Source organism: Marinospirillum insulare DSM 21763, assembly GCF_000686905.1.
Lineage (GTDB): Bacteria > Pseudomonadota > Gammaproteobacteria > Pseudomonadales > Halomonadaceae > Marinospirillum > Marinospirillum insulare.
The window spans coordinates 20,734-42,343 of the sequence record NZ_JMLW01000009.1 but is presented as its reverse complement, the minus strand read 5'-3'; the positions used below and the strand labels follow the sequence as shown (position 1 = coordinate 42,343).

17 protein-coding genes and 4 tRNA genes are annotated in these 21,610 nt (G+C 43.7%); 6 read left to right on the top strand and 15 right to left on the bottom strand.

What is annotated here, in order from left to right; all coding sequences use genetic code 11:
• Positions 1-123 precede the first annotated feature (123 nt).
• Both rpe and trpE read left to right on the top strand, forming a co-directional pair.
• Entirely contained in the window at positions 124-822 is a 699-nt protein-coding gene (rpe, locus tag BP27_RS0105000) for a ribulose-phosphate 3-epimerase (protein WP_027850614.1), read from the top strand.
• A 2-nt stretch (positions 823-824) separates the two neighbouring features.
• Positions 825-2,321: an anthranilate synthase component I gene (gene trpE, locus BP27_RS0104995; RefSeq protein WP_027850613.1), complete on the top strand. Its 1,497-nt coding sequence runs from the start codon at positions 825-827 to the stop codon at positions 2,319-2,321.
• Between the two features lie 28 nt (positions 2,322-2,349).
• Here trpE and BP27_RS0104990 read toward each other — a convergent pair whose 3' ends face one another.
• From BP27_RS0104990 to BP27_RS0104950, 10 genes are all read right to left on the bottom strand, one after another.
• Positions 2,350-5,904, bottom strand: a complete 3,555-nt coding sequence (locus BP27_RS0104990; RefSeq protein WP_027850612.1) for a translocation/assembly module TamB domain-containing protein — start codon at positions 5,902-5,904, stop codon at positions 2,350-2,352.
• Positions 5,901-7,700, bottom strand: coding sequence for an autotransporter assembly complex protein TamA (locus BP27_RS0104985; protein WP_051610330.1), 1,800 nt, complete (start codon positions 7,698-7,700; stop codon positions 5,901-5,903). The genes BP27_RS0104990 and BP27_RS0104985 overlap by 4 nt, the downstream gene beginning before the upstream one ends.
• A complete protein-coding gene (locus BP27_RS0104980; RefSeq protein WP_027850610.1) occupies positions 7,675-8,502 on the bottom strand; it encodes a DUF2797 domain-containing protein in 828 nt (275 codons plus the stop codon). The genes BP27_RS0104985 and BP27_RS0104980 overlap by 26 nt, the downstream gene beginning before the upstream one ends.
• Before the next feature lie 4 nt (positions 8,503-8,506).
• The gene (locus BP27_RS0104975; protein ID WP_027850609.1) at positions 8,507-8,761 is read right to left on the bottom strand and encodes a YeaC family protein; all 255 of its coding nucleotides are present in this window, start codon (positions 8,759-8,761) and stop codon (positions 8,507-8,509) included.
• Positions 8,758-9,156, bottom strand: a complete 399-nt coding sequence (locus BP27_RS16695) for a rhomboid family intramembrane serine protease (RefSeq protein ID WP_051610328.1) — start codon at positions 9,154-9,156, stop codon at positions 8,758-8,760. Before BP27_RS16695 ends, BP27_RS0104975 begins: the two co-directional genes overlap by 4 nt.
• Complete coding sequence (locus BP27_RS16690) at positions 9,156-9,599, bottom strand: hypothetical protein (protein ID WP_051610326.1); 444 nt, start codon at positions 9,597-9,599, stop codon at positions 9,156-9,158. The genes BP27_RS16695 and BP27_RS16690 overlap by 1 nt, the downstream gene beginning before the upstream one ends.
• A gap of 147 nt (positions 9,600-9,746) precedes the next feature.
• Complete coding sequence (locus tag BP27_RS15280; protein ID WP_051610324.1) at positions 9,747-10,748, bottom strand: metallophosphoesterase; 1,002 nt, start codon at positions 10,746-10,748, stop codon at positions 9,747-9,749.
• Positions 10,749-10,775: 27 nt separating this feature from the next.
• On the bottom strand, positions 10,776-11,666 hold the full coding sequence (locus tag BP27_RS0104960) for an NAD(+) kinase (RefSeq protein WP_027850608.1): 891 nt from the start codon (positions 11,664-11,666) through the stop codon (positions 10,776-10,778).
• Positions 11,663-12,166, bottom strand: a complete 504-nt coding sequence (locus tag BP27_RS0104955; protein WP_027850607.1) for an outer membrane beta-barrel protein — start codon at positions 12,164-12,166, stop codon at positions 11,663-11,665. Before BP27_RS0104955 ends, BP27_RS0104960 begins: the two co-directional genes overlap by 4 nt.
• Positions 12,167-12,249: 83 nt before the next feature.
• A complete protein-coding gene (locus BP27_RS0104950; protein WP_027850606.1) occupies positions 12,250-13,140 on the bottom strand; it encodes a DMT family transporter in 891 nt (296 codons plus the stop codon).
• 159 nt (positions 13,141-13,299) lie between these two features.
• Between BP27_RS0104950 and BP27_RS0104945 the strand changes: the two genes are divergently transcribed.
• Together BP27_RS0104945 and gshA are read left to right on the top strand one after the other, a co-directional pair.
• The gene (locus BP27_RS0104945) at positions 13,300-14,715 is read left to right on the top strand and encodes a dihydrolipoyl dehydrogenase (protein ID WP_027850605.1); all 1,416 of its coding nucleotides are present in this window, start codon (positions 13,300-13,302) and stop codon (positions 14,713-14,715) included.
• A 144-nt stretch (positions 14,716-14,859) separates the two neighbouring features.
• Complete coding sequence (gene gshA, locus BP27_RS0104940; protein WP_027850604.1) at positions 14,860-16,425, top strand: glutamate--cysteine ligase; 1,566 nt, start codon at positions 14,860-14,862, stop codon at positions 16,423-16,425.
• On the opposite strand, the gene BP27_RS0104935 is transcribed toward gshA, so the two are convergent.
• The 5 genes from BP27_RS0104935 to BP27_RS0104915 form a co-directional block, all read right to left on the bottom strand.
• Positions 16,426-18,450: an NADPH-dependent 2,4-dienoyl-CoA reductase gene (locus BP27_RS0104935; protein WP_027850603.1), complete on the bottom strand. Its 2,025-nt coding sequence runs from the start codon at positions 18,448-18,450 to the stop codon at positions 16,426-16,428. It lies immediately after the preceding gene.
• A gap of 217 nt (positions 18,451-18,667) precedes the next feature.
• A tRNA-Val gene (locus BP27_RS0104930) sits at positions 18,668-18,743 on the bottom strand.
• Positions 18,744-18,756: 13 nt separating this feature from the next.
• Positions 18,757-18,833 (bottom strand) — tRNA-Asp (locus BP27_RS0104925).
• A 29-nt stretch (positions 18,834-18,862) separates the two neighbouring features.
• Positions 18,863-18,939, bottom strand: a tRNA-Asp gene (locus tag BP27_RS0104920).
• A gap of 59 nt (positions 18,940-18,998) precedes the next feature.
• A tRNA-Val gene (locus BP27_RS0104915) sits at positions 18,999-19,074 on the bottom strand.
• Positions 19,075-19,562: 488 nt separating this feature from the next.
• Here BP27_RS0104915 and ccoN point away from each other — a divergent pair.
• Complete coding sequence (gene ccoN / locus BP27_RS0104910) at positions 19,563-20,984, top strand: cytochrome-c oxidase, cbb3-type subunit I (RefSeq protein WP_027850602.1); 1,422 nt, start codon at positions 19,563-19,565, stop codon at positions 20,982-20,984.
• A 13-nt stretch (positions 20,985-20,997) separates the two neighbouring features.
• Positions 20,998-21,606 (top strand): cytochrome-c oxidase, cbb3-type subunit II, encoded by a 609-nt coding sequence (gene ccoO, locus BP27_RS0104905; protein ID WP_027850601.1) that lies wholly within the window; start codon positions 20,998-21,000, stop codon positions 21,604-21,606.
• Positions 21,607-21,610: the final 4 nt, after the last annotated feature.

Here is a 21,610-nt window from a genome sequence, read left to right as displayed (position 1 = left end):
CGGTACCAATGTTGCTACACACGGCAACCCCTGTAAAGATGTAACAAAGCTGCACAACTTGGCTGAATGCCTTAAAATGCCTAAAGGCTTCTAAATACTTCTTAATAGAGACACAAACTTACTATGTCTGCCAATACTTCTGACTTTATTATTGCCCCTTCCATTCTTTCTGCTAACTTTGCCTGCTTGGGTGAAGAAGTCGATAAAGTACTCGCTTCTGGTGCAGACTGGGTTCACTTTGATGTGATGGATAATCACTATGTACCTAACTTAACCCTTGGCCCAATGGTGTGTAAATCACTGAGAGACCATGGTGTTACCGCACCAATAGATGTACACCTTATGGTTAAGCCGGTTGATCGTATGATAGGTGACTTTATTGAAGCGGGTGCTACTAGCATTACTTTTCACCCTGAAGCTTCTGAGCATATCGACCGCAGCTTACAAATGATTCGTGATGGTGGCTGCAAGGCTGGTTTAGTATTTAACCCTGCAACACCTTTGAACCTAATGGATTATGTCATGGATCGATTAGATATAATTCTACTAATGAGTGTGAACCCTGGCTTTGGTGGGCAAAAGTTTATCCCGCAAACCCTACAAAAACTGCGTGAAGCAAGAGCGCGTATTATTGCTAGTGAACGCCCCATAAAACTTGAAGTTGATGGTGGTGTTGGCGTAAATAATATTGCTGAAATTGCCGCCGCTGGTGCCAATGCTTTTGTAGCTGGTTCCGCTATTTTTGGCGCTGCCCAAGCTGAAGACCCTAACCGTTATGACTCAGTGATTAAAGCACTGAGAGAAGAACTTAAAGGAATTTAAGCATGACCCCTGAACAATTTGCAGCCCTAAGCACTGAAGGCTACAACCGTATTCCTGTTAGCCGTGAGGTTTTGGCTGACTTAGATACGCCGCTTTCTACCTATATGAAGTTAGCACAACAGCCCTACAGTTATTTGCTTGAGTCAGTTCAGGGGGGTGAGAAATGGGGTCGCTATTCCATTATTGGTCTGCCTTCTAATGAACGCCTTGAAGTAGATGGCTACGATTTTAAATTATTTAGAAATAATCAGCTGATCAGTAGCGAGACAGTCGCTAATCCACTGGCCACTATTGAAGCTTTCCAAGCTCAGTATAAGGTTGCACCTTTGCCTAACTTGCCACGCTTTACCGGTGGGCTGGTGGGCTACTTTGGGCATGACACCATTCGCTACATTGAGCCGAGCCTAAATAACCCTGAAGCTGCAGCTCGTATGGCAGACCCATTAAAAGTACCCGATATTCTTTTAATGGTTTCTGAGGATGTCGTGGTGTTCGATAACCTCTCAGGTAAATTGTCCTTAATTACCCATGCCAACCCTGCTGAAGATAATGCCTTAGAAAAAGCTCAGCAAAAATTAGAGTTACTTGAAGTCAAATTGCGTACAGCGACTTTAAATACCACTAGCCCGGGTACGGGTCGTGAACCCGTCAAAGAAAGTGACTTTGAATCGGGCTTTACTGAAACGGCATTTAAAGCCGCTGTGGATAAAATAAAAGGTTATATCCATGCAGGCGATATCATGCAGTGCGTGGTTTCCCAACGTATGAGCCTGTCTTATAAAGCGCAATCTTTAGAGCTTTATCGTGCTTTAAGGGTTTTAAACCCTTCGCCTTATATGTTTCATTTGCACCTAGATACCTTTCAAGTTGTGGGTTCTTCCCCTGAGATTCTAGCTCGTTTAGAAGAAGGTGAAGTAACAGTGCGCCCTATAGCTGGCACGCGTAAGCGCGGCACAACACCTGAAGAAGACCTGGCTTTAGAAAAAGAACTTTTAGCTGACCCTAAAGAAATAGCAGAACATTTAATGCTGATCGATTTAGGACGCAACGATGTTGGCCGTATTGCACAAACTGGTAGTGTGGAAGTAACCGCCAGCATGGCTATAGAGCGCTATTCGCATGTTATGCACATAGTGTCTAACGTGGTAGGTAAACTGCGCCCAGAGCTCAGTGCAATCGACGTGTTAAGAGCAACTTTTCCTGCTGGCACTTTATCTGGCGCACCTAAAATTAGAGCCTTAGAAATTTTAGATGAATTAGAACCCGTTAAACGTGGAGTTTATGGTGGTGCAGTGGGCTATTTAAGCTGGTACGGCAATATGGATACCTCCATAGCGATACGCACAGCCGTTATAAAAGATGGGCAGTTGCATGTTCAAGCCGGTGCTGGCGTAGTCGCCGATTCTATTCCGCAAATGGAATGGGAAGAAACTTTAAATAAAGGCCGAGCTATTTTTAGGGCAGTGGCTATGGCTGAACGAGGCTTAGACAATCTTTAAAGTAAAACCTGCTAAATGGTTAAACCCACTAAAAATTTAAGCGCCAAAAAATATCGAGGGAGCTGGCTAAAGCGCTAGCTGCCTCAATATAAACCTGGCGTGAAAGCTCGTAGCGCACCACAAAGCGGCTCACTTCATCATAAACCCCAACGCCATAGCCAACACTTAACTTATCATTAATGTAGCCAGAGGCAACCACACTGGCCTCGCTTCCACCCCCTTCGGCAACCAGTTGAAAGTCTTTTAAACCTAAACTTTTACCTAGGCGTTCTGTTACGCCTGAAGCTTGTTTTAAACCATAGGAAATAGCAGCAGCATTGAGCGTATTTTCATCTTTTTCCGTTTTTAATGGGCGACCTAAAATCAGCCAAGATAAAGCCTGCTCATTAGCCATAGGAGGCTCTGAAAAAATTTCAGATTCAGGATGGTCAACTCGTCCTGTGATGCGAATGCCCACAGTAATATCTTGCACTTCTCGCACAGCTTCTAGGTCTAAAAATGGCTGGCTAACTGGCCCAGCAAAATTTAAACGGGCTTTTCTTAATTTTAAATCTTGCCCCCAAGACTGATAAACCCCTTTAATTAGGGCTAGCTCACCTCGAGTTTGCAGTTCGTTACCTAGCTTAAGCCTGCCTTGAATTTCAGCATTTAAGCCCAGGGCCTCTAAGCTTAAAGGTGGTTTATCGGGTTCTTGGCTATTACCTAACTGTAGCTCTATATCTAAATTCAAGTTAGGTGCTTGTTTAGCTGCCTGTTCTCTGCCTAAAACTTGCGCATCATCTGAAACTTTAATGGCTTGTTTAGGTAGTTGCTTCACGCTAATAGCCCCACTAGGTATTTTTATTTTTCCTGCTAGGCTTAGGGTTTCTTGTTGATAGCTAAAGTTGAGGTCTGGCGTTACCTGTAAATTTGCCCAAGGCTCCACCCTAACTTGGAAGGCTTCACCAGTTAAGTTTAAAGCTGCTGATAAATTTGGCTGCCAAAGCAACTCTCCCTTTAACTGACCATCCCCCCCTTCACCTGTAGAAAAGTCAGCCGTTAAACTTAGTTGTTCGCCTTGCAGCAATAACTCACCATCTAAACGCTGCAAGGTGACTGGCCAACGTGAATTAACAGCTACCACTTCTTCTAGCTGTAAATTACCCCACAACTCTGGTGCTAAAAGATGCCCTCGAATTTCTCCTTGCCCCTTAATCCTACCTTTAAGTTCATCTAGGTTAACAAAAGGTGAGAAAGCCTGAATCTGCAAACCTTCCAGTTGATAATGGCCTTTAATTTTTCTTGTATTGCTGCTTGCATCTGGCTTTAAATTAATAGCCACTTGGCTGTTTAAATAGCCTAGTTGGTCGCCATCAAGCGTTAAGCGGGTGACCAAGCTTTCATTTTCTAACTCAAAGCTTAGGTTTAAAAGGTGGTAGGTTAAGGGAACCCAGCTAAAGGTTTCATTCAGCTTGTCTTCTAGCTTAACGGCTAATTCTCCCGGGCCAGAGTATAAGTCTAACCGGCTGCTAAGCTGCTGGTTGTGCCACTGGCCTTGCAGTTCACCGGTAATTTTATCTTGCCAACGTAAGTCTGGTGGCAACCAAGGCTTAATTAGCTCTGTTGATACCTCAGCTAAAGTGTAGTGCCAATTCACTCCTAGTGGATCTTCTAGGTCTAGTCCACCTTGAAGACTCAGCTGTAAAGGCTGCTTATTCAACTGCAAAGCAGCGCTCAACTGGTGATTACTCACTAAGCCTGCAAGGCTTATTTTGATTGCCTCCAGTAAAACTTCACTGTTGGTATCTGTATTATCTGTATTATCTGTGGCAAGGTTTAGCTGCTGGCTAGTCAGGGTTAGATTAGATTGCTTATCTAGGTAGCTAAAGTTTAAATCGGTATTGGTTAGCTGGTTAGCAGCATAGCTTAATTCATTAGATACTAATTCTAGGTGATACTGCCCCTGGTCCACTCGCGACAAAACTTGCTGTAAGTCTGCTTGTGTTGTTAAAGGCAAGGCTGGCAAGCTTAGGCTGGCATTTAGCTTTAAATCACCAGCTAAAGGGTCGTTGGCAATTAGTGCTTCTGCTTGGTGAGGCTTAAGCCTTTTAAGAAGCGTTTGCGCTAAATTGCTAAGGTTAGCTAGCTCTAGTTTGGTTTCTGCTTGCCAGGTTTCAGAATTTAGATTGAGCGCCAAAGCTAAGCTTTCTTGCTTGGTGGATATGACTAGGTCATCTAAATTAAATTGGTAATTAATTTTTTGGCTATTTTGGCTGCTGTTGTCTTTTGAGTTGCTGTTATTTTTTAAGTCGCTGTTGTTAAGACTCGCTGTATCTAAAAAGCCACTAAAGTTAGTAGCAAAGGCTAAATCACTCAGTAATTCATCTTTTAGCTGCCCCGCTATTTCTCCATCTAGGCTCAACTCTTTTGGCTTTAACTCCACTAAATTAAACTTTGCCTTTAACCAGTGTTCACCAGCCCAATTGAGGTATAGCTCTTCTAAAGCTAAGGCTTGCCAGCTGATATTGGCTGCCAAACTTAAACTCACGGGTTGGTGATTTACAGTTTGTTGACTATCAAGGGCTAGTTGCCAGCCTTTTTTTAGATTACCGGTTAGGTTTAGCTGGCCTGTTTTTAATTGTAAATCTTCTAGGCCATTCATTAATTCTGAGTAAGTTTGACTAGGGTTAAGGTTTTGCCAACTCAGGTTTAAATTTAGCGGTGCCTTGGTGTTCAGCAGGTTAACCCAACCTTTTAGGTTAATTGAGGCATCTTCTTCTAGGTTTGAAAGGCTTAAGTTTGAAAGGTTTAAGGTGGTTTGTATTTGTAGTTTCTCTAAGTCACCCGCCAGCGCCAGCTGCAAGGGGTAGTCACTCAACTGGCTGGCTAAATTTAGCTTCAATGGCCAGTTATTTTGGGTTGCTAGCCAACCGGTTAACCTAACCTTGGCTGGCTGATCAGGACTTTCTTTTATAGCTTTACCTAACCTTTTGCTTAGCCTTTTACTTGACCCTTTACTTAGCCATTTACTAAACCAGGGACTAGCTATTTCTAAAGATTGAATATTAATTTTTTCAGCTTGCCAGTTAGCAGCTAGCTTTAATTGGCTGAGTTGTTGTTGATTATTAATAACCAAACTTTCTATACCTAGCTGGTTTATTTCTAGGCCTTTAAGTTGAGTAAGCTCTAGTAAATTCAGCTGAGGAAGGCTCAACTCGGGAAGGCTTAGGTCAGCCAAACGCAAATCTTGCCAGTTAAAATCAACACCTGGCTCTGCTGGCTGCTGAGTATGAGTGGTTATTTCAACCCTAGCTAGCTGTAGCTTGTTTAAGCAGACTTTTCTATCAGTTAAACAACTCACCTGCCAACTAAAGCTTAGCTTCTCTAAAACCAATTTAAGCTGAGTGTTTTGCCATTCAACACGCTCTGCTTGCCACTGGTTGGCTAACTGCCCTTGAAAGCCATTCACTTTTAAGCCGGGTAGCTGCCCTACTAGCCACTGGCCACCCGAGCTAGTAAAAGCTAACCAAGCCACTAGGGCTAAGAGGGTTACTAGCAAACTAGTGAGGGTTGTAATCAATCCATAAGCAAGCTTACGCATCATAATTCTGGCCCCATAGAAAAGTGCAGCTGCCAGCCACCCTCTAGCTCATCTAAACCTTGGGCTACATCTAAACGTAAAGCCCCTACGGGCGATATCCAGCGTAGCCCTATACCTCGGCCTACCTTAAGGTTTTGTAATTCTTTTCTTTCTAGGCTGACGTTACCCGCATCAACAAATACAGCTAAGCGCCAGGTTGGGCTTAAGCTGTATTGGTACTCGGTACTGCCTACTATTAAATAACGCCCACCTAAAAGGCGACCTGTTTCACTTTTGGGTGCTATTTCTTGATAACCATAACCACGAATCGTTTGGTCACCCCCAGCAAAGAAACGCAAGGAAACAGGGGTAATTGAAAAGTCTTCTGTATATAAATCACCCATTTGCACTCGAGTTAAGAAGCGATGATTATCATAAAAAGTGTAGAGCCCTCGCGCAAAAGCCGTGACCTGAAATATATTAATATCTGACAAAAACTCTTGATGGCTAGCAGCTAAATTAAAATGTAAACGGTAGCCTTTTGTTGGGTCTACTCGCTGATCTGTGTATAAACGGTTTAAAGTAATACCAGGCAAGGTTAACCAGGTTCGGTCTTCTTCTTCACCAATTTGAAAGTTTTCTTGTAGCCCTTTTAATGAGAGGTTTCTATCCCAGCTATTAGCTTGTTGATGTTGCCATTGAATAGCGGCACTAAAGCGCTGACTTTTATGATCGTCAAAGCGTTCATCTTCTACAGAGGTGGTAAAACGTAGCTTGTCTGTCATAGGCGGGCTAAGGGGCAACTGATACCAAGCACTGACAGCTTTGCGCGGTAAGGAAAGCTCACTGTTCACGCCTCGACTATGCCCTAGGTCATTCAACCAATGCTGTGTCCAACTACCACTTAGGCGGGGGCCTATATCGGTTGAATAACCTATACCTAAATCTAGACTGTGGGGTTTGCGACGGGTCAGTAGCACTTCAACAGGCACTTCAAGGTTAGCTGTGGTTAGGTCTTCATTTATATCAACTAACACTTCATTAAAGTAGTTGCTGGCGCGTAGTTCACGACTTAATTCACTGAGGCGTTCTGCATCAAAGGCATCACCCTTTTTAAAACGCACAAACTTTTTAATAAAGCTTTCTTGAAACTGACCCTGCTGCTCAAAACTGACTTCACCAAAGCGGTAACGAGGCCCTGAATTAAAATGCAAGTCTATATTAGCTACATTAGCTTCAGGCAGAATTGTTAGGGTATTTTTAGAAAAATCAGCAGCAAAATAGCCATAACTTAGGGCTTGGTCTAAAAAGTGTTTTTTAGCTGCTTCATAGTGAGCATGATTTAATTGTTGGCCTATTTGCAGGTTCTTAGTTGAGGGTAGAGTAAAATTGGCTTGGCCAGCGGCTTCTCCAGCCAGTTTTATATTCACCTGCTGTAATTTAACAGGCTCCCCTAGCAGCAGATTAACTTGTAACTGAGCTGGGTCACCAGGTTTGACTTCTAAATGAAGGCCATATTGATAATAACCTAAAGCTTCTACAGCCTGAGCTATTTGCTCTCTAGCAAAACGTGCATAGCGGCGCATTTCATCGGTATTACGCTCTTCAATAGTACCTAGGTAGGCTTCAATATTATTACGCACTGGGGCTAGCTCTGGCTCTAGTTTTAAAACCAAAGCTGAGCGTTTTTTGTCTGCGGCAGCAGCTTGCGGGAAATAAAACAGATTCAACAATAAAAACAGCAGTAAGCCCAACCAATAAAGACTAACTGCTGAGCCATTTTTTATTGGCTGATTAATGAGCAGAAAAACGCACCTCATAGCCAGCGTATTTGCGCAGGTTAATAACGCCTATATCTAACAAAAGATACTGGCCTTTAATACCCAGTAGTTGCCCTTCTATTTTAGGTGTTTTATCTAGGTTAAGTGACTTAACCTTGGTTGGATACTCTAAAACTGGATAATCAAAAAACAAAGGTTTTAATGTCAGCGTTTCATATTCCAGGTTATCTAGGGCGGTTAACTGGGGCTGGTATTCCGTCAAGACTTGCTGTGCTTCTTTCACCAAATCTAAGTCTTCGACTTCATTTTTTAGCATACGCTGCCAAGCGGTTTTATCTTTGATGGTTTGACCTAGGGTGGTTTCTACTAGGCCTGAAGCTAGGCGGTTATTCACTTTTATTAAAGGTAAAGCAGCAATCGCTCCTTGGTCCATCCAGCGTGTTGGCATATTGGTTTCGCGGGTTATGCCTACTTTTAAGCCGGTAGTACTAGCTAGATAAACCGTATGCTCTTTAAAGCAATGCGCTTCACCCCAAGCTGGCTCGCGGCAAGTGCCTAGGTGATAATGGCAGGTTTCTGGTTTAACAATGCAGGTATCACACTGCGCTAGCTTTTTAAAACAGGGGTAACAATAACCTTGCGCAAAGCTTTTGTTGGTTTTTCGCTCACAATGAATGCAATGAATATTGCCGCTAAATTCAAGGCTAAGCACTTTTCCTAACAAGGGGTTTAAAGCTAGGCTTTGCAAACCACCTTCACCATCGGCAAGTTTTAACTCATAACTTACCTGTGCAGTATGCTCTGTACCCATTTTACGTAAACGACCGGCTAAACTTAGCACGCTATTATTCCTGCCCTAAAATTTTTACTGGCGCTTCTTCATTGGTCGCGAGCTTTTTCTTTTTAGGTGCAATATAACCCACCCTTTCTTCTTCAGGGATATTGCTTTGTGCTTCGTAACGTAGCACGGCTTCCATACTAATTTCTTTTTGCTCTTGAGTTAATGCCTGTCCATTAGGCCAGCGTCCTAGTTCTACACCGCTTTTTAATGCCGTATAAATTTCCGGACTCATTTTTTCTATCATAGCTGCAAAGGTCATACGTGTTTCCTCTTTTTAGGCCAGGGTAAAAGTGCAAAAGCTAACCCTGCTAAAAGCCCACCTAGGTGCGCTTCGTTGGCCATATTTAAGCCTAAAGAACGTGAAAAGTCTGTCATACCTAAAAGCATCCAGCCCAGCATAAATATTACCAAGGCATTACTGAGGGCTAGGCCTTCTTGAGGTTTAAGCCGACCCGTTAGCCAGATATAACCTAAATAGCCATAGACCACGCCAGATAAGCCACCAAACTGACTAGAACCATTGATTAAAAATTGTGCTGAATTAGATACCAAGGCTGTAAAAAGTATTAATAAGATAAGTTTAACCTGTCCTTGGTTTCTTTCAATCATTTCACCTAAAACCCAAATCCAAAGTGAATTAAAAACCAAGTGCATTATGCCAAAATGTAAAAAATTGGCGTAATTAAGCGCCACCACTGCCCGGAGGTAAGTGTTGCGCTTAAAGGCAGGCTAACCACCTGACCATTTGCAAACTCCATGGGTGTAAAAGAAACCAGTAAAAAAACAATAGGGCCAAATAGCCATTCAAAAGCCAAGGTAACCAAACAACCAAGCAGGAGCAGTGTAAGAGTTACAGGTACTTTTTTAATACGATAAGCTAAAGAGGTTGGGTTAATATTTGCTGGTTGAGTTGGTCGACCAGCTTGCCAGTCATCTATTGCCAGTTGCACATAAGGAAGCAGAGTAACATCCAGCAACCAAAAAGCATGGTTACCTGCTTCATCCGGCAGAATACGGTGACCGATACGCGCTTTCCATAAGTGGCGTGAAAGTGGCATAGGGTCTTGGTGTGCTGGTAAGACCAGGAATTTAAACATTAATCTAGTCGCTAATTTTTAATCGATGGGGTTAAAAAAAATGGCGGCTACTCTTTAATAAAAAAAGAAGGAGCCGCCAAAGCAGGACTATCATGAGGAAACTACGACTAATAAGACGCAGCTTAACTATTTTAGTTCCCACTTTTTTTAAATTTTTTGAATATGCTCTGCAAGCATTTCTGCCCGCAACTCTTCTAGTAGTGGATACTCGTCTCTTTGTACTTCAACCCACACAAATTTTTCAGCATCAAGTTTTGCTTCGCCATCAAAACGATAGGCGACTAATCTGCCATATTTAACGGCGCTGTAATCTAAACAAGCTAGGTTAGGCCGAATGACTGATGGAAAGCCTTGGCACCAATAATGACCAAAAAACAAGGGTTTATCTTCGGGTGGGTAATAGCTTAAACGGCGCTGGTCTTCTGCTGATATAAGGGTTGCTTCTATTTCTGGGGTTAGTCTATCTGGCTGAAACAACACATCGCCCCAAGTGCGTGGGTTGTCTATCCAAAAGGAAGTGCGAAAGCGGTCTCTTACAAAACCATCACCACTTTTCTGGGTTTGCCCTTCAGGTAAGCGTAACCAAGTGCCCCGTGTACAACGATCAACCACTCTAAACTCATCGGTACCTATAATCGCTGAAGCTTGTAAAAACTCTTCAGTCATAGTGCCGTCAGGGTAGTTTTGAAAGAAGTTTGGCATGAGTTGGTCATCCCAACAGGCATGAACAACCCTGAGTTGTTCTAAATCTAGGGCCAGCGGCAAGGTCATAAACCAATTCAAAAAGTCTTGCCATTCATTAGGCCAAGGGTCGAACTGATCCAGGGTTTCTTGTATGACTCTTTGGTGTCTAGGAGAGTGGGAGCGTAAAGGCTCGCCTTGTGGGTTAAGCGTTGAGTAGGCCAGGGCGTTGTATTCATGGTTACCTAACACCATCAGCGCTGTGCCTGCTTCAACCATTTCTCTCACATCATGTAATGCCTGACGAATTCTTGGGCCACGATCTACAATATCGCCAACAAAGATCACCTGCCTTCCAGCAGGGTGTCGCCATACACCTGACTGACGTGAGTAGCCCATGAGTTCTAGTAATCGCCTTAGGGTATTACCACAACCATGTACATCACCTATCAGATCATAACCTTGCATAAACTATCCGTTTTTAACGAGTGTCGATCAGTAATTACTGTGCTGTGAATTCCAGCCCAGCTTAGTGCGACAGATTTCGTAAAAGTCATATCCTAAGGGATGAATCAGTTTTAATTTCTGAGACTTTTTGCGTATATAAAGTACATCACCTGGCTTAGTGACTAGGTGAGTTTGACCATCACAAGAAATATGCGGGTAGGTTTCATTGCTGCCACTAATGAAGATTTTTATTTCACTATTACCATCCACCACTATAGGGCGACTGGATAGGGTATGAGGGAACATAGGTACAAGCACTAATGCATCTAACTTGGGGTGCATAATAGGGCCACCACCCGATAGTGCATAGGCTGTAGAACCTGTGGGGGTGGCAACAATTAATCCATCAGACCGCTGGTTATAAACAAATTGCCCTTCAATGTGTAAATCAAACTCTATCATTCGTGCTGATTTACCCGGGTGGAGCACTACATCGTTAAGACCATCAGCACTGCCGATCAATTCGCCTTCACGATACACTTCAGCATCTAATAAAAAACGTCTTTCTGAGGTGTATTTGCCAGCTAAAACCTCGGCAACCTTTTCTTCAACTTTTTCAGGCAGTATGTCGGTTAAAAAGCCTAAACGGCCTCGGTTAACACCTAAAACTGGCACACCCGTTTTAGCCATAGCTCGAGCTGCACCTAGTAAGCTGCCATCACCACCCACCACTATGACCAGATCACAAATTTCGGCTAACATTTTTAGGTCAGCTTCTTGACATCCATGACCTAAGATAACCTCAGCAGTACGAGACTCAATAATTACCTGATAGTTATGCTCGCCCAAATAACGCATTAACCGCTTAAGTGTTTCAACTACCTTGTTACTACCCAAACGTCCGATTAAACCAATATTGCGGAAGCCAGGGTTTTTCATGGTAGTTTATAACCTATACCAAAAGTAAAGCCTTCTAGCTCAAGGTCTGCAGTATCTAAGTAAACCATATATTCCAAATCAACATAAAAGCGGGATGTTAGGTTAAACTCTGAACCCACACCGTAGCTCATTTCAAATTCACTTGTGCTTTCATCGGCTGCTTTTAAAGAAGCAGAGGTCATTCCTAATTTTGCATAGGGTGTGAACATACCTAAGGGCAAGCCAAACTTACCATAAATACCAAAGAGGCGATCTAGCGAAACTTCTGTTTCTGAGTCTTCGCCACCTATAGCAAACTGGGCTTCTGCACCTATAAAACTTGTTAGCTGCTGACCAAACCGTATTTTAAGGCCTTCAGCACTCGAATCATCACTGGTCCAGTGATGCAAACCACCACTTACATAGCCATGAATTTCACTATAATCATCGTAGGCATAAATCTGACCAGCGTTAGGTAAAAGTAAACAACCGACTAAAACAGCAGGCAACCAGCGAAACATCGGTACTCTCCTTAGTTTTTTTCAAAAATCTAGAGGCTGATTAAACACTTAAAAAGCATTGATTGCCAGTTTTTGAGTGGTGTTTAACCAGCTTTTACTTCTTGTAACTCAACTCTGGGTTTAACCCAACGCTCATTAATAAGGAGCGCAAGAAGAATAACCAAGCCTCCCAAGGACAACCTTAACCAATCCACATCACGGTTCCATATAATTAAATTAACCAAAAGACCCGCAGGTACAAGGGCATTATTCATTATCGCTAGGGCGCCTGCATCTACCAGGGTAGCTCCTTTATTCCACAAGAAGTAACCTATCCCAGAAGCCACCAAACCTAGCCATAAAAGCACAATCCATTGAGTACTTGTAGTGGGTAACTTTTGCCAATTACCAAACAGGAACATACCTAAGCTGGCAACCAACAATGCACCTAAGTAAAAGTAGCCAAACACATCTCTATGCTTAAGATGGGAAGCCGAACTTTTTAAATTGGCCATTAGGTGCTTGTAGGCCACTTGAGACAGCCCAAAACAAAGGTTGGCTGCCTGCACTAGTAAAAACCCAACAAAAAAATCTGCGCTAATAGCATTAAGACGAATGATGCCTGCGCCCACTACTGCTAGGCTGGCAGTCAGTAAATACCAGAGGGTAAACCTCCCTTGCAGTAAATCATTCGCTAGAGTGATATAAATTGGGGTGAAAATGGTAAAGAGCACCACCTCTGGCACAGTTAAATAACTAAATGACTGATACAAGCAAAGGTACATAACACCTAACTGAAAACCGCCTATAAGCATTAGCTTCAGCGCCAGCTTTAAGGGAATACGAGCAAATTTAAGCAGGGGCAAAAATACGAGGCTAGCTAAAAAAGTACGTGTTAATACTGCAAAATAGGCATCCACACTACCTGACAGGTACACACCTATCAGGCTAAATGAAAAAGCCCATAAAAAAGTCACACTCCACAAATAGATCACTTGGTTAACCCTTGCTTGTTTTTAAGTTAACGAATTATAAATAATCTAAACTAGACTGACTAGCCTTTACCTAGAGCAAAGATTAAATAAGCAGATACTTATATTTGTTTTTGTTAAACTAGCGCTTATTTGAATGAGTATTAATTTTGAGAGGTTGCAATGATTCAACAGGTCGATATTGCCATTATTGGTGCAGGTACCGCAGGCATGAGTGCATTTAATGCAGCCCGCAAAGTAACTGATTCCTTAGTAATGCTAGAAGGTGGGTCTTATGGCACTACCTGTGCTCGTGTTGGCTGTATGCCTAGCAAGTTGTTGATCGCTGCTGCTGAAAGCGCTCACCAAATGCAGCTTGCACCAGCTTTTGGTATTCAGCTGACTGCTGGCTACCAGGTAGATGGCAAAGCAGTGATGCAAAGGGTAAAAGCTGAGCGAGATCGTTTTGTTAGTTTTGTTTTGCAAGATATAGCTAAGCTAGCAGATGACCAACGTATAGATGAGCTAGCCCACTTTATTGACCCTAATACCCTTGAAACCACCAGTGGTAAAAAAATTAGAGCGCGCAATATTATTATTGCCACGGGCTCTCGCCCAGCTGTGCCACCCATGTTCGAAGCTGCAGGCGACCGTTTAATTATTAACGATGACGTTTTTGATTGGGATGATTTGCCCGAGTCAGTGGCTGTATTCGGCCCAGGTGTGATTGGTTTAGAAATAAGCCAAGCGCTGAGTCGTTTAGGTGTGCGCTTACGTTTATTTGGCCGTGGTGATGGTATTGGTCCTTTACAAGACCCAAGCATGAAAACACTGGCCCATGAAACTTTTAATAAAGAGTTTCCAATCATGGCAGGCAATGAAGTCCAGTCTATCACCCGTACAGATGGAGGTGTTGCTATTAGCTTTATAGATAACCAAGGCCAGCCCACCACTGAAACTTTCGACTATTTATTAGCTGCTACTGGGCGTAAAGCCAACCTAGATAAAATTAATATTGAGGCGGCTGGCTTAAAACTTAATGAGCGTCAGCAACCTGAGTTTAATCCTGAAACCACCCAGTGTATTAATGCTGATGGCAGCCCTTCGCATATCTTTATTGCTGGTGATGTCGCAGGCTTTAGGCCCTTATTACATGAAGCCAATGATGAAGGTTTTATTGCAGGCAGTAATGCTGCTGGCTGGCCTAACTTTAAGCCTAAAGCACGCCGCACACCTTTAGCGGTGGTATTTAGTGAACCACAAATTGCCTTAGCGGGTGAGTCTTTAGCACAAATTCAAGCGCGCTTAGGTGAAGAAGGTGTTGTAGTTGGCAGTATGGATTTTTCTAAGCAAGGTCGTGCGCGGGTTATGCAGCAAAACCAGGGTTTAATGAAAATTTATGCCTGCAAAAAAACGGGGCAGCTATTAGGCACAGAAATTTTTGGACCTAGAGCTGAGCACCTAGTGCACCTTTTAGCCTGGAGCATTCAGCAAAAGCTCACCTTAAAAGAAATACTTGCTCAGCCTTTCTACCATCCTGTACTTGAGGAAGGAGTTCGTACCGCACTTCGTTCTGCTGCCTCACAACTCAAGCGGTAACAGTTAATTCTTTAGTGTCTAGGACTGCTGCAACAGGTTAGGGTGTTTTTTATTTCGACTTGTTGCAGCTGTTGAAACTAGCTAAGATGCGCCCAATATCTCTAGTCCTACTGTGGCTCTCAACTTTTCTAAGGCTAATGTCCAGTGACACTCAATCTAAATGACTACCTGCAAGGCTTACAAAGCACTGCAGACCAAGGGCTTTTTAATTCAATTCGACGCGGCATTGAAAAAGAAACCCTGCGCACAACTCCTCAAGGTGAAATAAGCCAAGGGGATCACCCCAAAGCTTTAGGGTCAACGCTGACCCATCCGCATATTACTACTGACTACTCTGAAGCTCTCGTCGAGTTTATTACACCTGTCAGTACGAGTCGCGAAACAACACTTGAGTTTTTACTAGACCTGCACCGCTTTAGCTTGTCTAACTTAGACAACCAAGAGCTACTCTGGCCTGCGAGCATGCCTTGTAAGCTTGACGGTAATGACAGTGTGCGTATCGGTGAATATGGCAGCTCCAATGTAGGTTTTATGAAGCATGTTTACCGCCGTGGTTTAGATGCTCGCTATGGCCGCATTATGCAAAGCATTGCTGGCATTCACTACAATGTTTCTTTTCCTGACGAACTCTGGCCTCTACTAGCTAAACTAGAGGGCTTACCTGAAGAAGCTGCAGATAAAGATTGGCGTTCTACTCGCTACTTCGATCTTATCCGTAATTTCCGCCGCTATTCTTGGTTGCTCATGTACTTGTTCGGTGCTAGCCCAGTTTTAGATGAAAGCTTTTTAAGTGGCCATGATCAGCACCCCCTTAAAAAGCTTGCCGCTGGTACTTGGGGCGAACCTACCGCAACCAGCTTACGCATGTCTGATTTAGGCTACCAAAACCAAGTACAAGGCAGTTTGAAAATTTGTTTCAACTCACTAGAAAATTATATTAATACCCTAGAGCTAGCGATTAGTCAGCCCTACCCTGACTATGCAAAAATTGGCACTAAGGTTGACGGCGAATACCGTCAGCTAAACACTGGTATTTTGCAGATTGAAAATGAATACTACAGTGATATTCGCCCTAAGCGTGTCATGCACAGTGGCGAGAAACCCAATGAAGCTTTGCAAACCAAAGGCGTAGAGTATATTGAAGTTCGCTGCTTAGATATCAATCCCTTCTTACCCGGCGGAATAGACGTTGCTCAAATGTATTTCTTAGATGCATTTTTGCTCTTCTGCTTATTAGAACCTAGCCCTAAGCTAAATGACGAAGCCTGCCAAAACATTGACATCAATTTAAAGAAAACCGTTAATGCTGCGCGTGATCCTGAAACACTGATTAACGGAAAACCTTTGCGCCAAGAAGCGGCTGCTCTCTTAAAGCGTTTGCGCCCGGTATGCCAGCTTTTAGATGGTGGCACCCCAGACCTAACTCCTTTTTGCGATGCGCTTAACCAGCAACAAGCCAAGGTAGATGATGTAAACCTAACCCCTTCGGCACAAATGTTGAAATTAGCCCAAGAACGCAATGGTTTTGTACCTGCTGTTTTAGAACTAGCCAGAGCACAACGCGAACAATTGCTTGCTAGCCCAATTAACCAGGCAAGAGAAACTTTGTTTACTCAGCTCAGCAGCCATTCCATTAAGCAACAGCAAGAAATAGAAGCCGCAGATAAGATCGATTTTGATACTTATCTGCAGCAGTATTTTGCTAACTAGTTATAAACTAATTGCTAATTTATAACCCTGCTCTATAGCCCGTCGAGCATCTAGCTCGGCGGCTAATTCTGCACCACCAATTAGATGAGCTTTTTGCCCTGCAGTTTCTAGCTCGGCAAACAGTTGGTTCACTGACTCCTGCCCAGTACAAAGCACTAGATTATCAACCGCCAAGCACTTTTCCTCACCTGCAACTCTCAGGTGTAAACCCTGGTCATCAATGCTTAAATATTCACAACCTGCAAGCATTTTTACCTGGTAAGCTTTTAAAGACGCTCTATGTATCCAACCAGTCGTTTTGCCTAAACCCTTACCTGGCTTAGATGCTTTGCGTTGTAGCAGGTAAACTTCCCGCTCAGGCTTAGGTGGCTGGGGTGCTACTAAACCGCCGGGTTGTTTCACTTCTAAGTCAACTCCCCACTCTTGCATAAAGTCTTGAGTAGACTGGCCTTCTGGTGAGGCAGGTGCTTGTACTAACAGCTCGGAAACATCAAAACCTATACCACCCGCACCTAGTACAGCAACTTTCTTTCCAAGGGAATCTGGGTTTTGAATGGCTTCCACATAGGTTTTAACTTTTGGATGATCTATGCCTTTAATGTCTGGTTTTCTAGGCACTACACCCGTAGCAACCACTACCTCATCAAAACCTGCCAACTGATCAACACTGGGCCGAGTATTTAGCTGTAAATTAACCCCGGTTTGCTCTAGTAGTTGACCAAAATAGCGCATAGTTTCGTTAAATTCTTCTTTACCCGGAATTTTTCTAGCTAGGTTAAACTGCCCACCTATAACGGCTGCTGCTTCAAACAAGGTGACTTGGTGCCCACGCTTTGCAGCCTCTGTAGCACAAGACAAACCTGCCATACCTGCACCTACCACAGCTATTGTTTTAGCTTGTTGAGTAGGTTCAGATTGCATAAGCGTTTCATGGCAAGCACGTGGGTTGACTAAACAGGAAGTAGGCTGACCAGTAAACACTTGGTCTAAACAGGCTTGGTTACAAGCAATACAGGTGTTAATGGTCTTACTTTGCCCTGCCTCAGCCTTGGCAACCCATTCTGCATCTGCCAAAAAGGGTCGCGCCATAGAGACCATATCTGCATGACCTGCGGCTAGAACTTCTTCAGCAGTTTCTGGCATATTAATACGGTTAGTGGTTATTAACGGGATGTTAACTTCTTGCTTCATCCGCTGAGTTACTTGTGTAAAAGCTGCTCGAGGCACACTGGTTGCTATGGTCGGTACCCGCGCTTCATGCCAACCTATGCCCGTGTTAATTAAAGTTGCCCCTGCAGCTTCTATGGCCTTAGCTAGCTGAACTATTTCTTGCCAGCTACTGCCTTCTTCTACTAGGTCTAACATGGACAAGCGGAAAATAATAATAAACTCTTTACCTACTGCTTCACGCACTCGACGCACAGACTCAACAGCAAAGCGAATACGGTTTTCATAACTGCCACCCCATTCATCTTGGCGCTGGTTAGTACGCAAGGAAATAAACTGGTTAATTAAGTAGCCTTCACTACCCATCACCTCAACACCATCATAGCCAGCTTCTTTAGCTAACTTTGCACTGACCACATAGTCTGCTAACTGCTCTTCTATTTCTTCAGCAGTCAACTCTCTTGGTGCAAAAGGGTTAATTGGTGCCTGTATTGCTGAGGGTGCAACTAGCTTGTTTGAATAGGCATAACGACCTGTGTGCAAAATCTGCATACAAATTTTACCACCTGCCTGATGCACGGCTTGAGTAACTACCCTATGCTCTGCAGCTTCTTCTGGGCTAGTCATTTTTGCAGAGCCTTGAAAGACCACGCCCTGCTCATTAGGGGCTATACCACCAGTAACAATTAAAGCTACTCCTGCTGCAGCGCGCTCCGCATAAAAGGTAGCTAGGCGTTCAAAGCCACCTTTAGTCTCTTCTAGGTTGGTGTGCATGGAACCCATTAACACGCGATTTTTAAGCGTGGTAAAACCTAAATCTAGGGGTTGAAAAATATGGGGGTAGGTTTGGCTACTCACGGCAAGCTCCTAATTAACTTTTTATTATGAATAGCCTAGTCTTGTTAAGTCTTAGCAAAGTGTCAAGCGCTCGTTTGAAACGCATGTTATTAAAATAGACAAGGCATTGAATATATTGAATAAAAAGATGGAGATAGCACAGAAAGGAAATAAAAACACTAAACGCAAAAAAACCGCAGCTGAAGTAGCGGCGGTTTAATCTATTTAGAACTTTAAATGGTGGGCGGTACTGGGTTCGAACCAGTGACCCCCAGCTTGTAAGGCTGGTGCTCTCCCAACTGAGCTAACCGCCCTTAGGCTAAGAATTGGCGGACCGGACGGGATTCGAACCCGCGACCTCCGGCGTGACAGGCCGGCATTCTAACCAGCTGAACTACCGGTCCGCATATTTTCTTAACTTAGGTTTACTGTGTGGCGGACCGGACGGGATTCGAACCCGCGACCTCCGGCGTGACAGGCCGGCATTCTAACCAGCTGAACTACCGGTCCGCATTACAGTCGTCATCAAGGGAAGGAACTTTTATGCTAGTAAATAACTAACTAAGAGTTGGTGGGCGGTACTGGGTTCGAACCAGTGACCCCCAGCTTGTAAGGCTGGTGCTCTCCCAACTGAGCTAACCGCCCTTCCTGATAACGAAGCGCATTCTACAGTCTTTTGACCGCCTGTCAAACCCTTTTTTTAAACTATTTCAGAAACTTCCATGCAACTCAGTGTGTTTTTTTCACATTAAAACTTGAATTCCGTATAAATAGCAGCAGTTACTTTCTAGTTTGCAGCCAAGTCTGGTTAAGCAAAACACCTTATTTAACACGCTCAACATTAAAATAACCGGTTTTTATTGAAAACAAACTCTGTCAACCCACAACCAGACTTTCGTCTAAGCGGTATTTTGTCACATAAAGCTAACCTATTGATTTACATAGTTTTTATTATATAAGCTTTATTTAATGTAAATAATTATGAAACTAATAGGCACACTTAGGTTCAGGTCATACAGCGGCTGCGATAGAATGAGTAGGATCCATTGACTTGTATCATGGCTGGGAAACCTCAGCTCCTCGAAACTTGGCGCTGGATTCCTCCAAACTAACTGCTGTAATGGGAACCTGACATGAGCACAGCAATAGAACATTCTACCTATAATTATAAGGTGGTTCGGCAATTTGCCATAATGACCGTAGTCTGGGGTATCGTCGGCATGCTTGTCGGCGTCTGGATAGCGGCTCAGTTGGCATGGCCACTTTTGAACTTTGACCTTCCATGGACAAGCTTCGGACGTTTACGTCCGCTTCACACCAACGCAGTCATTTTTGCTTTTGGTGGTTCAGCATTATTTGCTACTTCTTACTATGTTGTTCAGCGCACCTGCCAGGTACGCCTAATATCTGACAAGTTAGCCGCTTTCACCTTTTGGGGTTGGCAGCTAGTTATTTTGTTAGCAGCCATTACTTTGCCTTTAGGTTTAACTCAAGGTAAAGAATACGCTGAGCTAATCTGGCCAATTGATGCGCTAATAGCAGTCGTTTGGGTAAGCTATGCTGCTGTTTTTATCGGTACAATTTATAAGCGCAAAACCTCGCACATTTATGTTGCCAACTGGTTTTTTGCTGCCTTTATCTTGACCGTAGCGGTTTTACATATTGTAAACAGCATGCAACTGCCAACGAGCCTCACTCACTCTTATTCCATCTACGCTGGTGCGACAGATGCAATGGTTCAGTGGTGGTACGGCCATAACGCAGTAGGCTTTTTCTTGACAGCTGGCTTCTTGGGTATGATGTATTACTTTGTACCTAAACAAGCTGAGCGCCCTGTTTACTCCTACCGCTTATCTATAGTGCACTTCTGGGCTTTAATCTGTGTTTATATGTGGGCTGGTCCTCACCACCTTCACTACACAGCTTTGCCAGACTGGGCACAATCTGTAGGTATGGTTATGTCGTTAATTCTACTAGCTCCATCTTGGGGTGGTATGATCAACGGTATGATGACCCTGTCTGGTGCTTGGCATAAGCTGCGTACTGACCCCATCCTACGCTTCCTAGTTGTTTCTCTTTCCTTCTATGGTATGTCTACCTTTGAAGGCCCGATGATGTCTATCAAAACCGTTAACGCCTTATCTCACTACACTGACTGGACTGTAGGTCACGTTCATGCGGGTGCATTAGGTTGGGTTGCGATGATTTCTATCGGTTCCGTTTACCACATGATTCCTAGATTGTTTGGCAAAAAAGACATGCATTCTGTTGATCTAATCAACGTGCATTTCTGGCTATCCACTGTAGGTACTGTGCTTTACATTACCTCTATGTGGGTTAACGGCATCATGCAGGGTCTAATGTGGCGTGCGGTCAACGCTGATGGCACCCTGATGTACACCTTTATCGAATCAGTTGAAGCAAGCCACCCTGGCTTTATCGTTCGCTGGTTAGGTGGTGTTCTTTGGCTAACGGGTATGCTGATTATGGCTTACAACGTCTATATGACTGTATCCAGCAAAGCTTCCGAAAAAGCTGCTGCACAAACGGCCTAAAGGGGTTAGCTGAATGAAACACGAAATAGTAGAAAAGAACGTTGGCTTAATGATGGTTCTTATCTTGGTTGTAATCAGCTTCGGTGGTCTTGCTGAGATCACCCCGCTATTCTTCCAAGATAATATCACTAAGCCAGTAGAAGGCTTAAAACCACTTAACGCGTTAGAAATTGAAGGTCGCGACATTTATGTGCGTGAAGGTTGCTATACCTGCCACTCACAAATGATTCGTCCTTTCCGCGCTGAAACTGAGCGTTATGGTAACTACTCAGTAGCGGGTGAGTTTGTTTATGATCACCCTTTTCAGTGGGGCTCTAAGCGTACTGGTCCAGACTTAGCCCGTGTTGGCGGTCGCTACAGTGATGACTGGCACTATGCTCACTTGTTCAACCCTCGTGATGTAGTACCTGAGTCAGTAATGCCTGCCTATTCTTGGATGAACTACCAAGTAATGGATGGCAGCAACACTGGCACTAAAATGCAGCGTCTTAGAGTGCTTGGCGTACCTTACACCGATGAAGATATCGCAGGTGCCAAGGATTTCGTTAATGGAAAAACCGAAATGGACGCCGTTGTTGCTTATTTACAACAACTGGGCACTGTCCTAAAAGACACACGGTAAGGTT